We start from the raw sequence: 16,570 nt of genomic DNA on the forward strand, positions 1-16,570 counted from the left end.
CGGGTAAGTATCTCTGGCGGATCAAAACTCTTGCGAATGCTAGCTGGCTCAACTGACGGGAGCGCCGGCATCGAAAGGTCAACTCACCGACCAAAGATTTAACTTCAACCAACTCGGCAGCGCGAACCGGTTTGTCCACGCTGCCAAGATCGATCATCAGCGAGCCTCAAAGCCGACTCACTTCTTGCGGACTTCGATGACGTACTTCAACAAGTCGTTGAACTCTTTGCGGTTTTTCATCTGCCGCATCAAGTTCTCGGGCATCAACGACACCTCCGACTCGATCACATCCTCGACATCGTCCTGTGCAATCGTGATGGGTTCCGGTTGAGCGAGATTGCGTAGCACAATCTCGTCGTCGTTCTCACTCACACGAATGCCAGTGAAGATCTGACCATCCGCCGTCAGCACGCTCACCTGCGCGTAGTCCTTGTCGATCAACTTCGAAGGGCGGAGCAGGGCATCGACCAGTTCTTCGTTCGTGCGTTTGGTCGTTGCCTTTTCCAGATCTGGACCCATTCGAACGGTGCCCGCTGGTGGCGAGTGACACGCGAAGCAGGCTGCGGATGATTCATGGAACAACCGTTTGCCACGCTGGAAATTCCCCTTCGCCAAAGCGACCTGAGCCAGCTTGCCCGGCGAAGCGGTCAGCAACTCCTTCTCTAACGCCTCGTTCGAGAACACTTCTGTCTCCGGCGTGACGTTCTCATCCATCAGATCCTTCTCCAGCGGATGCAGCTTGAGAATCTCTTCGGGTTTGTAGAACGTCGTCCGGCCTTTGGTCTCTTCGCGAACGCGGGCGACGGACTCAGGACTGACAACCGAGGCTTCATTCCCCCAGGTGTTCCGCACGAAGGTCAGAACCGCGGCCATTTCATCATCCTTCAACAAGGAGCGGAACGCGGTCATGGGCGGCACGCCTCGGGCAGGGTCGTAAGTCTTCCCAGCCACAGTCATTTTGCCCCACACGCCATGCAGAGCCATCTTGATCAGTCGATCCTCACTCCCGTTGACCCAGGGGCTGCCGACCAGTGGTGGGTAGACATTGGGAGTTCCCTTGCCGTGCGTCATGTGGCAAGTCGCACAGTGCGATTCGCGCTGATAGATCGTCGCGCCCAACTCGTACGTCTTCTTGTCTGCCGGGCTGAGGTGCTTGGGTGTGTCAAACTTGACGAACTCAAGTTCCGCCGGCGCGGCAAACTCGCTTCCGCCCTTCGTATCAACGTTTTCCCAAAAGTGACGAACCGTCTTGGCAGCGACAACCGCATGCCGGACATCCGATTCCAACAATTGGTTCAGCAACGCTTGGTTCTTGACTCCATTTCGTTGGTGCAACCAAAGTGCTTCCAACAAGTGGTGGGCTTCCGTTTCATCATTGGGATCGAAATCGGCCATCCACTTTTGCGTCGCCGCGATGACTTTGTCCGAGTCATGTTGAGTGAGCTCGATTCGAGTCCGATGCCGCACGCCATTGACGGGATGCTTGAGATTGTCAAGCAAAACCTCGATGGGCTGCCCCGCGATTTTGACGGGTTTTTGCAGAGGACGATCCTTGACTGTCAATCGGAAAATTCGGCCGTGAGCGTGGTCGCGATTGGGGTCACGAATGTTGTGCTGCATGTGACCAATGATCGCGTTGTGCCAATCGGAAACATACAGAGCACCGTCCTCGCCAACGACAGCATCGGTGGGACGGAAGTTGCGGTCGTCACTGTTGAGCAACTCCAACCCAGGTGTTCCCCAGACCTCACCGAACTCTCGATGTTTCTCTTCCGGATTGGCGGAAGCAATCTCAATGTCCACGGAAGCGACAACATCATCGCCATCAAAGAACTCGATCTTGCCGTTGTTGAAACGGTCTTCGAAGCCTTTGCGGTTCCAAACTTTGAACTCGGAGATCTGCACGGGCGACGGGAAGTCACCTCGCATCCACGGGTCCTTCTGCGGCGAAGTGTGAGCGAAGTTTCCCTTGTCGCCATCGACGAGCCGTTGGACAGGAAAAGCTCCGTTGTTGTATTCGCTCGATTGTTTCAGATTGGCCGTTTTCGCGATGTTCTTGCCGCCACTGAAAATCTCCACTTCCGAGAGATTCATCTGCTGCCGGCCGTTCACGCTGAGCTTGAACCCGGTGATCTTGGCATCCTTCAGGGCAGGGTGGTCAACCGTGATCAGACCACCACCTCGCGTGATTTTGACATACGCTGGCTCCTCCGGCGTCGAATCCGCGGAGTCTTCCTCCACGACGTCCCCTTCTCGGTCCAGCTTGTACTGCTTGACTCCCAAGAATCCGATCGTGTTACAGATCAAGATGTCGTTTTGCAGTTCTTCAGGGAAATGCTCCGAAGACAAAATCGCATTCGCTGCCACCGGACGAAACTCTTTTTCCAGCAATTGGTGCATCTTGAAGCCGTTGCCCTCAGGACGCACTTGGTAGCAACGCCCACCGGTTCCGTCGCTGGCATAGCAATACCCCCAGTAGTCAAAACTGGTCCCGTGCGGATTGGGTGAGTTGCCTGCGTGTGGAGTGATCGCGAACGTCAGCGGGTCAAAGCGGTACATGCCCGACGCACCGATGTTCAGGTTTTGCTTCCACGGGGTCTCGTGATTGTGAACGAGGAAAATCCCGCTTTGCCAATAGATCCCACCGTCTGGCCCATAAACCAAATTGTTCGCAGCGTGGTGAGTGTCCGAGGTACCGAGCCCTTGCAGAATGGGGTATCGCACGTCGGCCTTGTCATCTCCATCGGTGTCCTTCAAGAACAACAAATCAGGACCAGACGTGACAACCACACCCCCGTTCCAAAACTCGAAACCGAGCGGGTTGTGAACGTGGGCGAAGATCTTGCGGACGTCGGCTTTGCCATCGTTGTCGGTGTCTTCCAAGATCATCAGGGAATCATTCATCTCCTTCCCTGGTTCCCACTTTGGGTAAGTGTTCCAGCTCGCAACCCACAGGCGCCCCTTCGCGTCGACTTGCATTTGGACAGGGTTGGCCAAATCGGGAAATTGAACTTCCGATGCGAAAACGTTGAGCTCATAGCCGTCCGGCACGTTGATCTTCGACAGCGACTCCTCGGGACTGAGGTACTCAACGCTGCCCTCTTTCATCGCACTGGAACTGGCACTCCCGCCACCAATGTTTGAGATCACCTTGACTGGCGGAGGCACGTTGCTGTCATCCGCTTGCAAGGTTCGCCCCTGAGTTGCCGCCCAAATCACTTTATCGCGATTAGCGGTCATTACGTCGAGCATCACCAACTCGTGCTTCAGCACCTCTGCGTTGCTTTGTCCATCCACGAAGGTCAACGTGGAACGACTGCCCCAGATGTCATTGCCGTCGGTTGCCCGGTAACGATTGTGCCAGTGCCAGTTTTTATCTTTGACCGCGTCATACAGAAGATCCAATTCTGCATCCGCAGCGGGCTCGTCATCAAGCAACGCCCGCGAAATGATTCCGGCAAGCTTTTTGTACCCGGCTGCGTTGAGGTGAACGCCGTTGAGTGTGAGTTGCTCGGAACTCGATTGGAACAACTGGAAGGTTGGCGAAAACAAATCGACAAAGGTCACACCGGTTTCCTCGGCCGCTTCACGAGTCGCCTCGGTGTAGGCCGCCAAGTTCGCATTCAATTCCGTGCCATCGGGCAGGTTCGGGTCGCCGGTGTTCTCGTAGGCAATCGGACTGAACAGAACGAAACGCACGTCCGCCCCATGGTCCTTTCGCGCCTCGGTGTACCGCTGCACCAGCTTGATCAATTCATCGCGATACGCGTCCGCTTTCTCAGCTCCAGCAAACGATTCATTGAAACCATAGAAAGAAAAGACCACATCCGGTGCCACATGGTTCAAATACTCGATGTCATTGGTGAACCCTTTGTTCCTCGGACGCTGATTGACTTTATCGCCCGAAAAACTCATGTTCCGGAAACTGACGTCGAGTCCCTTCAGTTGGTGTTGAAGGAAAGTTTCGACCCAGGGGTCATGCTGCATCCGATCAGCCAATCCGTTGCCGTAGATGGCGACCACGTCGTTTGACCGGAACTCAAAATCGTCCTGCGCGTCAGCTCGCTGCGTGATGGCCGGCATGACGCTGGCACATAGAAAGAAAAGGCTCCATTGGAGGACTGTCATGATCCTTTGCGGCATTGTTCGCTTTCTCAGTTGTCGAATCTTGGAGTGCAATTTCAGCATCTTGTCTGCAGGCCAGCAAAACTGGCTTCAAACGAAGCATCGTAACGTGGAGCGACCGAACGTGCACGAGTTTTCCGCCATGTCATCGCGGACGTGCACTGCCATTTCCACTTCGCACGAAACAGACAAGAGCATCAAAGAACGATGCAAAGCGTTCACCAAAGCCAATGCCATGTCGATATGCGACAGTCACTGAATCCTTTGCGACACCCGCTGCACTGGGTCGATAAATACAGAGTCGCCAAACACTGGACTGCTAAACACCGTGCCACCATATGGCCATGCCGCGGACCGAACACTCGCTCGAACTAACCCCGCGAGTTCTCGAGTAATGGCCTGCTTTGTCGAACAATGAATTGATCGCTTGTCGCATCCAGCATTTGGATCGCGGTTTCGACGTGGATGTCTGAAATCGCACGTTGGCCCACAACGCCGGTACCGACTGCCAAACTGACTTTGTCCCTCTCTTCCTGCGAGTGCCGAACATGACGACGGCACGCTTCCCCGCTCGTCCTCAGCATTCCCTATCCCGGCGTTCCCGCATAATCGTTCTAGGTCACATGCGTGGCCTTCGGCGTGAGGAGTTTCGTCGCTTCTCCCGTTGACGCTGCTGCCCCGTCCGATTGTTGGTGCAAAAGTCTCTTCAGGCAGCGAATGGAGATCGGTCGTCGGACCATTTCCTTGAAATCAGCGCCAGGCGGTGGCACAGGAGCGGAACGAATGAAGACGACCAAGGTGGACTCTTTGAAGAACGATTTGGCACTGAACCAAATCATCGAATCGTGCAACTCGATTCAATCAACCGTTCATCAGTCTCAAATGCTCCCAGTCTCGCGTGGCGAAACGGGCCCGCTTCGATGGCGAGAATCCTGTGACAAGAAGATTGCGGTCGCTCGAGACGTCCTTCAATTTCGAATCACGTTGGAGATGCCACAGATCAAGAACGAGTGCGATGTAGTGCAAGTAGCACTTTCACGTACCTACGGCCCCAACTTGATGTTCGACCGTATCGTATCGACTCACATTGACGGAAAGCCCGCTCGACCGACAAACCAATCCATGCACCGGAGCCTTGACCTGCATTTCAATGCGGTTCAAAGCGGTGCGACCGTGATCATCCTGTACCAAGTTCGCGTCGACTGCAACGCGGATCCATCAATCGTCGCTCTCGATCATATCGACGTTCGATGGGCGTACCGCTCGCAAAGCAAACACGATGCTTCCCGCAAGGCTCACACAGCTTCACCCGGAGTCTCCGCTCCACACGTCGCCGGACTCGTTCCCGCCGCCCGTGCCAAAGCATCTGCTTTGACATCGACCATCGTCTGAAACGCCCCAACCAGGAACGAATGAACGATCTGTCAACAAGCGTGAGCCATCTCGGTTGCTCAGCGTCTCGGCATTGCGTTGTCGACATTGACTGACGCGAGTGTGTAGGCGTCTTCCGAACGCCCTTGTTCACGCAACCGGGCGGCAATGCGTTCAGCCCGAGCCGCACGCTTTGCTTCAGCTCGTGCGAGTCGATAAGCCTGGACATCCGCTTCACCTTGCATCGCAGCGAGCCGCTGCTGCTGGGCATTTTGATACGCCAAGCTCGCAATTCGCCGCTGATTCGCCAACAGTTGTTGCTGATATTGCGACGCAATCAAATTGCTCTGCGGATAGCTGCTGACCAATTGGTTCTGGCTATATGGATTTTGGGCATACTGCGAACTACTCGCAAACGAGGTGGGGCTGCCCGATGGCGGTCCCCCACCTCGAGAACGACATTGGCTAAACGCGTCACCCCCGAAGAACGCAACGGATAACAACGCCGCTGCAACGAGAAAAAAGCCTCGACAGAGATCCCTCTTACCATGATTCCCTGCACCGATATTCTTTGAACCGATTTTCCCCATACTGATATTCATTGTGTCCCCATCGCGTCGTCGAAGAACCAAAGGCAACCGAGATCGCCAACACGACGACTCGTCCTCTCCCTACCAAAGGACGCTTTCACGCAAAAACGTCACGGGAAGTTGATCGAAAGCAGGCAATGCTTGTTGAGCCCAACCGGATCTCGATTCAGGTCGGACCGGGAATGGGCGGCGTCTCCCCTTTCCGCTGTTCCCCCATCGGTGGAAGATGGATTCGATGTCCGTCTCCTGTTTTGCCAGCGATGCTGAAGAGCCTGTGCCATGAATTTCAAGACGACGATCCTTGCTGCGGCCGTTGCGATTGCACTCCTCGCCCCCCGACCAATCCAAAGTGAAGAGCCAGCCATGAAGACAAAATGGGCCATCGTGATTCATGGCGGAGCCGGCAGCTCACCAGCTCAACTCGGCGAGGCATCGAGCCAAAAACGAACCGCCGGATTGCAACACGCACTGCAAACAGGCCGCGACATGCTGGCTGATGGAGCGACCGCCATGGACACGGTCGAAGCTGTGATTCGAACCTTGGAGGACAATCCGATCTTCAACGCCGGGCGAGGATCCGTAGTAACGAACGAGGGTCGCGTCGAGATGGATTCATCCGTGATGGATGGCAAGACGCTCGCGTGTGGCGCAGTTGCCGGAGTGACACGGGTCAAGAATCCGATCTCACTCGCACGCCGCGTGATGACTGAAACCAAACACGTCCTGCTTGTCGGTCCAGGCGCCGACGAGTTTGCAGAAGCTCAGCAAGTACCACTCGTCGATCCGGAATACTTTCTCTCCCAACGCGATGGCGATGACGCAGCAAACATTGCTTCTGCAAGTCAGGAAAAAGACGAATCCCACCTCGGAACCGTCGGCTGTGTTGTGCTGGATTTGCATGGGAACTTGGCCGCAGGAACCAGCACCGGTGGCACCGCGAACAAACTGCCAGGACGAGTTGGTGATTCACCCATCGTCGGTGCGGGCACGTACGCCGCCAATGGTTTGTGCGCCGTTTCCGGCACCGGTGTTGGTGAAGAATACATTCGCAACAGTGTCGCTTATGACATCGCCGCGCAAATGCGATACGCGAACCAGTCGCTCGAGTCAGCAATCACGGACATTATGTTGAATCGCCTCGAACCTGGTGTCGGTGGATTGATTGCCGTCTCCCAGCAGGGCGAGATTGTGATGCAGCACAACACCCCGGGCATGAGCTGCGGAGCAGCCGACAGCACAGGACGATTCGAGACGCACCTGATTCTCGATAACGGTGGAGCACCAACAACAGCGACCACCGAACCAAGCCAATCGGCGTCCGATGAATCGGCGATTACTGAACTGATTCAGCAACAGGCCAGCGATTGGAACGCCGGCGACATTGACGCTTTCATGAAAGTCTACTGGAAGAGCGACCAACTCACATTCTCTTCCGGTGGTGAAGTGACACGTGGGTTCGACGCAACGTTGCAGCGATACAAAGAACGCTATCCAAATCCTGAGAAGATGGGAAAGCTCACCTTCACAGACTTGGAATTCCTGCCGCTGGGTGACTCCGCCATGCAAGTCCTCGGTGTTTGGAAACTCGCTCGAACGGAGCCGATGGAGGGCAAGTTCACGCTCGTGTTTCGACGATTCCCGGAAGGTTGGAAAATCGTTCACGACCACACCTCAAAGTCGCCCGACACGCAAGACGACTGAACGACCGCCGGTCTTCAAAGCGAACCCTCGAAGTAGAAAGGGCATGCGTTGATTCGTTTCCACCCACCTTGGGTGTTAGACTCTTCCGTCACGGATCACCGCCATTCCAATTCCCCTTCGATCGTGACGAGTATGGTTTTCTGCTTTGAAAAAGGCTTCCCAACGCGTTTCGGACTGCTGACACTGGCATTGGTGCTGCCTCTCTCACCAGACGCATTCGCAATCGATTTCAACCGAGACGTGCGACCAATTCTCTCGGAGAACTGCTTTCATTGTCACGGACCGGATGCCGAATCGCGCGAGGCAGACCTGCGTCTCGACACTCAAACCGGCTCTCGCGAAAACCTTTCAGGGAGCCCTGCGATTGTCCCGAACGAGCCGGATCAAAGTGAGCTGATCGCAAGGATCTTCTCTGACGACCCTGGCATGTTGATGCCGCCGCCGGAGTCGAAACGCAGCTTGTCGGCTCACCAAAAGTCCATTCTGAAATCATGGATCGCCGAGGGCGGTGGTTACGAACAACATTGGGCCTTCATCGCACCGACTCGCCCAAGTGCTCCTCAGCTTGATCAAGCCGCGGCGTCTTCGCATCCAGTCGACCGCTTCATCAGAAATCGGTTGCGTGAGCGAGGTCTCGAGCCATCCCAGCCCGCCGATCGACGCACCTTGATTCGCCGAGTCTCACTTGATCTCACAGGGCTCCCGCCATCGCCGGAACAAGTTGAATCCTTCGTCAACGATTCTGATCTGAATGCTTATGAGCGATTGGTCGATCGGCTGTTAGCATCCGAACAGTTTGGCGAACGTTGGGCGAGACCTTGGTTAGACCTGGCTCGCTACGCCGATTCCAATGGGTTTCAAGCTGACCAATTGCGAGAGAGCTGGGCTTATCGCGATTGGGTGATCGACGCCTTGAACGATGACATGCCCTTTGATCAGTTCACAATTGAACAGCTCGCCGGCGACCTGTTGCCGGATGCGACTATCAACCAAAAAATCGCAACGGGCTTTCATCGCACCGTGCCGTGCAATGTGGAAGCCGGTGTTCATCCGGAAGAAAATCGGGTGAACCAAGTCATCGACCGGGTCAATGCGACAGCCACTGCGTGGTTGGGAATGACCATCGAATGTGCCCAGTGTCACGATCACAAATACGATCCGGTCAGCCAAGACGAGTACTACAAGCTTTTCGCGTTCTTCAACAACACTCCGATGGAGGTAGAAAACCCGAGTGGCAAAGGCGTGTCCTTTGACTTTTGGGGTCCAAAAATGGACTTGCCGCTACCTCCTGATCGAGCGAGCGTTCGGAGTCAGCTACAAGACGAAATCGCTGCCTTGGAAGCCGAAAGGAATTCGGTTCTGGAAAAGGGTGATTTCGAAAACTGGACCAAGCAACTCACAACTGCACTCGACAACCAACCGGAGTGGAAAACGCTTCCGGTTGCCTCGGTCAATTCGACCGGTGGCGAAGAGTTTGAGATCCTCGAGGACCAGTCCATCTTGTTCTCGGGCAATGTGCCGAACACGACTGTCTACGAGATCGACTGTGATGAGATCCCCGCTGACATCGTCGGATGGAAGGTCGAAGCGCTGACTCATCCAAGTCTTCCGGGAACAGGCCCGGGCCGCGGTGATGCCGTGCGATCCAATTTCATCTTGAGTGAATTTGAGGTGGAGGTTGTTTCGAAGGAAGGTAAACCCTCCAAACGTCTGGTGCTGCATTCGGCAAAGGCCGACTATTCCCAATCCGGATGGAACGTCGCCGACGCAATTGACGGCGATCCCAAAACGGGTTGGGCGATCGCATCGAAATTCCAACAATCACACTGGGCACAGTTTCTGCTTCAAACACCACTTCGTCGAAACGATGACTCAACGTTGCGATTCCGGTTGAAACAACATTACGGAAGAGGTCGAACGATCGGACGTGTGCGTCTCTCTGCCTTGTGCGGTGATCCACTCTCAATCGATGTCCCCGAAAAAGTCGCGGAAGCGGCGAGGAAACCGGCAAAAGATCGATCGCCAAGTGAGTTCGCGACGCTCGAAAGTCATTACGAGAAAACCAACCCGAAGGCGAGGGCACTCGAACGACAAATCCGAAAGCTATCGAAGCGACTGGAATCGACACAGCCCGCCACCACGCTCGTCATGGTGGAGATGAAAGAGCAACGCGAAACATTTGTGATGCAACGTGGCAACTACTTGTCACCTGGAGACCGGGTTTCACCGGGTACGCCGATGGCTCTTCATCCAATGGACGAAGACCTTCCACCAAACCGCTTGGGCCTTGCACATTGGTTGGTCGATCCTGCGAATCCGTTGACCGCGCGGGTGACCGTCAATCGCTGGTGGGCACAATTGTTTGGTCACGGAATTGTGGACACTCTGGAAGACTTTGGAACACAGTCTTCGCCGCCGACACATCCTGCGTTGCTCGACTGGTTGGCCGTTGAGTTTGTTGAATCAGGATGGTCGATGAAGCATGTTTTGAAAACGATCGTGACGTCCGAGACCTACCAACAGGACTCCAAAGTTCGCGCCGATTTGATCGAAGCAGACCCGGCGAACAAATGGTACGCGAGAGGACCACGCTTTCGCATGTCAGCGGAAATGATTCGCGACAATGCCTTGGCCGTCAGCGGTTTGCTTTCGACCGAGATGCATGGTCCACCCATCATGCCGCATCAGCCGACGGGAATTTGGCGGCAAGTTGGTCGGAATGAACCGAAATGGATTGCGGCAATCGATCAAGACCGATACCGACGCGGCGTGTATGTGGTGTGGCGTCGCGCTGCACCTTATCCCAGCTTTGTAAATTTCGATGGTCCCGATCGCAGTTCTTGCGTGGTGGGTCGGCCGAGAACCAACACGCCACTACAAGCACTCACGCTACTCAACGATCCGGCTTACGTCGAAATGGCTCTCGCTCTGGCAAATCGCATCCTTTGTGAACACCCCGACGAGAGCGACTCCGATCGACTCTCGGCAGCATTTGAAATCGTGCTTGCTCGACAACCAGACCCAAACGAATCCGCTCGGTTGATGGCGTTTCTTGATGAGCGAAAGCAACACCTTCAATTCAATCCCGAGCTTGCCAAATCGCTCGTTCAAGAACACTCGTTTCCGAATCACACCACTCATTCATCCACGGAAGAATTGGGTGCATGGTTCTACGTCGCAAACGTCCTGTTGAACTTGGACGAGACGATCACGAAGGACTGAAGCCTCCCCACAAATTCCTCGATTCATTGAGATGGTCGTCGAAGATGAAAACATATCGATCAGAACAACGACTCAACGAGTCCGCTGCCGCGGCAATGTCCGCAAACGAGACTCGTCGACAACTCTTTCAACGAGCCGGCATGAGCCTCGGTGGATTCGCGCTAACGTCACTGTTCCAAACCGAACAAAACGCAGCGTTTGGAAAAGACGACATTGAATCCACGCTCGGGATGCACCATCCGGCGCGAGCCAAAAGCGTGATCTACATCCACATGGTCGGTGCACCGTCACATCTGGATCTGTTCGATTACAAACCCGTTCTGCAGGAGCGTTCAGGACAACTGTGCCCGGATGAGTTCTTCAACGGAAAGCAACTGGCGTTCATTCGCGAACAACCCAAGTTGTTTGGCACTCCAACGGATCAATCTTTTCAGTTTCAACGCTGCGGAGAATCAGGAGCGGAAATTTCGAACTTGATGCCCAACCTGCAGTCGGTTGCAGACGAATTGTGTTTCATCAAAACGCTGCACACTGACCAATTCAATCACGCGCCCGCCCAAATGTTCTTGCTCAGCGGCTTTGAACGCTTTGGTCGGCCCAGCATCGGGTCTTGGGTCAGCTATGGGATAGGAAGCGAAAACAAGAACCTGCCGGACTTTGTCACGCTGATCACGGGACAAGTTTTAGGAGCGGGCAACAGTGCATGGGGAAGCGGTTTCCTGCCAACCGTTCACCAAGGAATTGAGTTCCGAAGTCAAGGCGATCCCGTCCTCTTCTTATCCAACCCCGAGGGCATGCGACCGTCTGACCGTCGAAAGGTTGTCGATGCCGTCAAAGATCTCAACGCTTTGCGATTGGATGACGTTGGTGATCCAGAAATCTCGACTCGCATCAGCCAGTACGAGATGGCCTATCGGATGCAAACCTCCGTGCCCGAGTTGATGAACATTGACGATGAAACTGCTGAGGTTCATCAGATGTATGGAACAAAACCCGGCAAAACGAGCTTCGCCAACAACTGCTTGCTCGCCCGACGTCTGGTCGAACGCGGAGTGCGTTTTGTTCAACTGTTTGATCAAGGATGGGATCACCACGGAAACATCGAGAATCGCTTGACAGCGAAAACGAAAGAAGTCGACCAACCGATCGCAGCGTTGATCAAAGACCTCAAACAACGAGGGATGCTGGACGACACGCTCGTGGTCTGGGCTGCTGAATTTGGTCGCACGCCGATGGCACAAGCAAGCAACGGCGGGGGCACCCCGACAAAGATCGGGCGAGACCACCACAAAGAAGCTTTCACAATCTGGATGGCAGGCGGAGGCACTAAGAGCGGACACACCCACGGAATGACCGATGAACTCGGCTATGGGATCGCAGAAGATGGAGTGCATGTTCACGACCTGAACGCCACCATCCTGCATCTGCTCGGGATCGATCATGAGCGGCTGACATTCCGCTACCAAGGACGCCAGTTTCGACTCACCGACGTTCACGGAAACGTCATCAACGACATCATCAGTTGACTTCTTGCCGCGATCGCCCGGTGCATCGCGTCATTCGGCGGGCTGTCGGGTGATGGTGAGTCCGTTCAATTCAATCATGACGCCGTCCTGGTCGTTTCGGTGCAAAGTCAGCGTTGAGGAACCAGCGGCAAGGTCAACAACTCCGATTGAGTGCTGCTGAAACGTCAGCATCCGTCGCGGAGTCGCCTTGGAATCCAAATCGGGCCGAACAACGCTTTTCATCGCGAATCGCGGAAGATTGGTGGTGACTTTTTGGTTGCCCGTCGTCAGCACGACCGCTGCCGAATCCGAATCGCAAACGTAGTGGATCACGATTTCGTATCGGCCAGCTTCCTTCACGTGGATCGGCCAATGGATCCGATCCTGCGGTGACGACCAGCGATCGATCCAACTGTGTGCCCATGAAATTTCGTCGGCAAACCCGACTCCTCCTTCGGGCTTGGCATCCACGGCGGGCACAAAGACCGATCGCATCGGTTCGATGGGAACAGGCCGCACCGCAGTGATACTGGGTGTGATTTCCTGCACATATTCTTCGATCTGCGATCGCAACTGCTTCGTCAATTCCGGATCACTCGACGCGACATCGGTGGTTTGGCCGGGGTCGTTCGTCATGTCAAACAATGACACCTTGGACTTCTCGATCGTCAATCGATGAGTGTTGGTTCGCACCGCCGCCTTGCCAAACTTCTGCAATTGCAACTGGTTGGGTCGATAGGTCAGGATCGAGCGGTCGTCGAGCTCGGCATCGGATCCATCGCGAATCAATTTGGCCAAGCTTCTTCCGTCCAGCGGCTTTTCCGTTGTCACCGGAATATCACACCACTGAGCCAGCGTTGGCAGCAGGTCAACGTGCGCCGCAATTTGAAAGATCGTTTGCGGCTTGATCTTTCCCGGCCAGCGAATGAAACATGGCACGCGACAGCCTCCTTCATGAACACTGCCTTTGGCGCCACGCATTCCACCGTTGAAGCGTTTTCCGTTGGGCCCGTTGTCTGTCAAAAACACAACGATGGTTTCCTCGTTCAACGAATGATCTGAAAGGCACTTCAGCAATCGCGAAACATTGGTGTCGATGTTTTGCACCATCGCGTACACGGCTGCTGTTTTCTCGTCAATCGTGCCGTCGTTGTACTGATCAAACAATTCTTGTCGCACCTGAAAGGGACCATGCGGCGCGTTAAGCGGCACATAACAAAAGAACGGATGGTCGCGATGGACGTTGACAAACTCGATCGCCGCGTCCGTCAAGACATCGGTGATGTATCCCTTGGTTTGCACCGGCGTGCCGTTTCGCTCCAGCAACGCGTCGTCGTAAAGATTGAAATGCCCGCCACAGAACCCAAAGAACTCATCGAAACCTTGTCCATTGGGGTGCAGCGGCATCTGTGCGCCATTGTGCCACTTCCCAAAGCAGCCTGTCGCGTAGCCAGCCGCCTGGAACATCTCCGCAAGCGTCGTTTCCTCAGCCCGCATCACTTCACGGCGTCCCGTGACCCCAGCGACTCCGGTGCGTTCCGGATAACGCCCGGTCAGCAAGGCGGCTCGCGTCGGAGCACACACGGGGGAAACATAAAAACGATCCAGTCGTGCACTTTGGTTTGCCAGAGCGTCCAACGTTGGCGTTGAGATTTTCGAATTCCCGTGCGACGCAAGATCACCCCATCCCTGATCGTCCGTCAAAATCAAAAGGACGTTCGGGTGTTCCACGGTCTCAGCCTGAACCGCCCCGAAGACAAGCATCTTCGAAAGCAACAACGCGATGGTGCAAAAAACGATCTTCGCCATTCGGATCCTCGGTGGGTCGAGAGAGGTGGGAGCACAATGTTAGACTTGCGAACAAAACATTGGACCACAATATGGCGGCAGAAAATGACAGTCGACTTGTCTGAACGGATCGAATCCGAAACGCAACTGGACGCATTGCTGGCCCGACCAAGTGATGCGCTGGTCGAATTCATGCGGCAACTCGATGGCGACCTGATCATTTTGGGGATCGCCGGGAAGATGGGCGTCAGCTTGGGACAACTGGCTGTCGCCGCGATCAGAAAGGCAGGCGTGTCGAAGAACGTATATGGCGTGGCACGATTCACCGACGCGGACGCTCGTGCTCGTTTGGAATCAGCCGGTGTGCAAACGATTCAGTGTGACTTGCTTGATCGAGAAGCTGTTGCCCAACTTCCTTCCGTGCCCAACGTCTTGTTCATGGCCGGCCGGAAATTTGGAACCGAAGGCACGGAGCCTCTGACTTGGGCGATGAACACGATGGCTCCTGCGAACGTCGCCCATCACTTTCGCGAATCCAAGATCGTTGCCTTTTCGACGGGCTGTGTTTACCCGCTGGCTTCTGTCGATCAACAACCAACCGAACTCACGCCACCGGGGCCGATCGGCGAGTACGCTCAATCGTGTCTGGGGCGAGAACGCATGTTCGAGTACGGCAGCCTTGAGTGGGGAACTCCCGTCTGTCTGTACCGACTGAACTACGCGATCGACCTGAGATACGGGGTGCTGCATGATATCGCCGCCAAGATTTGGAATGAGCAGCCCGTCGACAATTTCGTCCAAGCCTTCAACGTGATTTGGCAGGGCGATGCGAATCATCAAGCTTTGATGTGCTTGGACCATTGCGCCTCGCCAGCCAACGTTCTCAACGTCACCGGTCCAGAAACCTTGCTCACCGAAGATGTTGCTCGTCGATTTGGCGAACTGCTGAACAAGCCCGTGCAATTCACGACCACTCCCAGCGACGCTTCCTACCTGAGCGACAGTTCGCAAGCTAGAAAGCTGTTCGGAGCTCCGTCCGTCTCGGCCGATCAACTGATTCGCTGGCAAGCACACTGGATCAAAATCGGAGGGCGTTCACTGAACAAACCAACGCATTTCGAAGTCAACGACGGAGCCTATTGAACCGATGCAAATCAGTGACCTATCGCCCACCATTCGCGAAAACGTTCGTCGGGGAATCGTCATCCCCGCACAACCGTTGGCACTCGATGCCAACCGGCAATTCGACCCGCGATACCAAACGGCGTTGACCCGTTACTACATCGACGCTGGCGCCGGCGGAATCGCAGTCGGCGTTCACTCCACCCAATTCGCGATCCGCGATCCATCGATCGCTTTGTATGAACCCGTGTTGCGTTTGACCTCCGAAGTCATTGACGAACACGCCGGTTCGCAAGGGCGTGAAATCTTCAAGGTCGCGGGAGTTTGCGGGAGAACACCGCAGGCAATCGGTGAAGCGGAATTCGCCCGCTCACAGGGCTACCATGCGTGTTTGTTGAGTCTGGCGGCCTTGGCCGATTCGACCATCGACGACCTCATTGCTCACTGCCGAGAAGTCGCCTCGGTCATGCCGGTGATCGGTTTCTACCTGCAACCAGCCGTCGGCGGTTGTGTGCTTCCGTATGAGTTCTGGCGGGAATTTGCTGAGATTGAAAACGTCATCGCGGTCAAAGTGGCTGCCTTCAACCGCTATCAAACACTCGATGTGGTTCGCGCGATTTGCGACGCAGATCGTGACGACGCAATCACTCTCTACACCGGCAACGATGACAACATCATCGCGGACCTGCTGACGACGTACCGCATTGCCACAGAGCACGATGTGAAATCAGTCCGAATTCGCGGCGGGTTGCTCGGGCACTGGTGCGTGTGGACTCGCAAGGCCGTTGAACTGCTCGATGAAATTCATTTGATTCTGGATCGCAGCGATGACATTCCTTCTGAATTACTATCTCGCAACATCCAGGTCACGGATTGCAACGCTGCCTTCTTTGATGCCGCCAACGGGTTTGCTGGCTGCATCCCCGGAATCCATGAGGTGCTACGTCGGCAAGGCCTGCTGCCCGGAACCTGGTGCCTGGATCCCAAGGAAGTTCTCTCGGATGGTCAATCCGAAGAGATCGATCGTGTGATCGCCGCTTACCCATCTCTCAATGACGATGCATTCGTACGCGAGAATCTGAGTCGATGGCTACGTTGAAGCGTCCCACGCAAGCTGAACAACACACCTCATAAGACACCTGAAAC

The 16,570-nt window shown here is 55.1% G+C and carries 9 protein-coding genes; 6 read left to right on the forward strand and 3 right to left on the reverse strand.

Going from position 1 to position 16,570, the window contains the following annotated elements:
- Window positions 1–177: 177 nt before the first annotated feature.
- Window positions 178–4,083: a PVC-type heme-binding CxxCH protein gene (locus RE6C_RS26745; RefSeq protein ID WP_008661728.1), complete on the reverse strand. Its 3,906-nt coding sequence runs from the start codon at window positions 4,081–4,083 to the stop codon at window positions 178–180.
- An 825-nt stretch (window positions 4,084–4,908) separates the two neighbouring features.
- Here RE6C_RS26745 and RE6C_RS26755 point away from each other — a divergent pair.
- Complete coding sequence (locus tag RE6C_RS26755) at window positions 4,909–5,517, forward strand: hypothetical protein (protein WP_039963568.1); 609 nt, start codon at window positions 4,909–4,911, stop codon at window positions 5,515–5,517.
- Window positions 5,518–5,576: 59 nt separating this feature from the next.
- Here the strand turns inward: RE6C_RS26755 and RE6C_RS26760 are convergent, their stop codons facing one another.
- Window positions 5,577–5,837, reverse strand: a complete 261-nt coding sequence (locus RE6C_RS26760; RefSeq protein WP_236618550.1) for a hypothetical protein — start codon at window positions 5,835–5,837, stop codon at window positions 5,577–5,579.
- A gap of 528 nt (window positions 5,838–6,365) precedes the next feature.
- Between RE6C_RS26760 and RE6C_RS26765 the strand changes: the two genes are divergently transcribed.
- From RE6C_RS26765 to RE6C_RS26775, 3 genes are all read left to right on the forward strand, one after another.
- Entirely contained in the window at window positions 6,366–7,787 is a 1,422-nt protein-coding gene (locus RE6C_RS26765) for an isoaspartyl peptidase/L-asparaginase (RefSeq protein WP_039963566.1), read from the forward strand.
- 132 nt (window positions 7,788–7,919) lie between these two features.
- Window positions 7,920–11,009: a PSD1 and planctomycete cytochrome C domain-containing protein gene (locus RE6C_RS26770; protein ID WP_008661738.1), complete on the forward strand. Its 3,090-nt coding sequence runs from the start codon at window positions 7,920–7,922 to the stop codon at window positions 11,007–11,009.
- 44 nt (window positions 11,010–11,053) lie between these two features.
- The gene (locus RE6C_RS26775; RefSeq protein WP_008661740.1) at window positions 11,054–12,535 is read left to right on the forward strand and encodes a DUF1501 domain-containing protein; all 1,482 of its coding nucleotides are present in this window, start codon (window positions 11,054–11,056) and stop codon (window positions 12,533–12,535) included.
- A gap of 30 nt (window positions 12,536–12,565) precedes the next feature.
- On the opposite strand, the gene RE6C_RS26780 is transcribed toward RE6C_RS26775, so the two are convergent.
- On the reverse strand, window positions 12,566–14,323 hold the full coding sequence (locus tag RE6C_RS26780; RefSeq protein ID WP_008661741.1) for a sulfatase-like hydrolase/transferase: 1,758 nt from the start codon (window positions 14,321–14,323) through the stop codon (window positions 12,566–12,568).
- Between the two features lie 84 nt (window positions 14,324–14,407).
- Between RE6C_RS26780 and RE6C_RS26785 the strand changes: the two genes are divergently transcribed.
- Entirely contained in the window at window positions 14,408–15,445 is a 1,038-nt protein-coding gene (locus RE6C_RS26785) for an NAD-dependent epimerase/dehydratase family protein (protein ID WP_008661742.1), read from the forward strand.
- 4 nt (window positions 15,446–15,449) lie between these two features.
- The gene (locus RE6C_RS26790) at window positions 15,450–16,523 is read left to right on the forward strand and encodes a dihydrodipicolinate synthase family protein (protein ID WP_008661743.1); all 1,074 of its coding nucleotides are present in this window, start codon (window positions 15,450–15,452) and stop codon (window positions 16,521–16,523) included.
- The last annotated feature ends 47 nt before the right edge of the window (window positions 16,524–16,570 follow it).

This window comes from Rhodopirellula europaea 6C, assembly GCF_000338295.1.
GTDB lineage: Bacteria > Planctomycetota > Planctomycetia > Pirellulales > Pirellulaceae > Rhodopirellula > Rhodopirellula europaea.

Bases quoted from the DNA above. Each gene is read 5' to 3' on its own strand.
- RE6C_RS26775 (WP_008661740.1), top strand. From the start codon at position 11,054: ATGAAAACATATCGATCAGAACAACGACTCAACGAGTCCGCTGCCGCG.
- RE6C_RS26770 (WP_008661738.1), top strand. From the start codon at position 7,920: ATGGTTTTCTGCTTTGAAAAAGGCTTCCCAACGCGTTTCGGACTGCTG.
- RE6C_RS26755 (WP_039963568.1), top strand. From the start codon at position 4,909: ATGAAGACGACCAAGGTGGACTCTTTGAAGAACGATTTGGCACTGAAC.
- RE6C_RS26785 (WP_008661742.1), top strand. From the start codon at position 14,408: ATGACAGTCGACTTGTCTGAACGGATCGAATCCGAAACGCAACTGGAC.
- RE6C_RS26780 (WP_008661741.1), bottom strand. From the start codon at position 14,323: ATGGCGAAGATCGTTTTTTGCACCATCGCGTTGTTGCTTTCGAAGATG.
- RE6C_RS26765 (WP_039963566.1), top strand. From the start codon at position 6,366: ATGAATTTCAAGACGACGATCCTTGCTGCGGCCGTTGCGATTGCACTC.
- RE6C_RS26745 (WP_008661728.1), bottom strand. From the start codon at position 4,083: ATGCCGGCCATCACGCAGCGAGCTGACGCGCAGGACGATTTTGAGTTC.
- RE6C_RS26790 (WP_008661743.1), top strand. From the start codon at position 15,450: ATGCAAATCAGTGACCTATCGCCCACCATTCGCGAAAACGTTCGTCGG.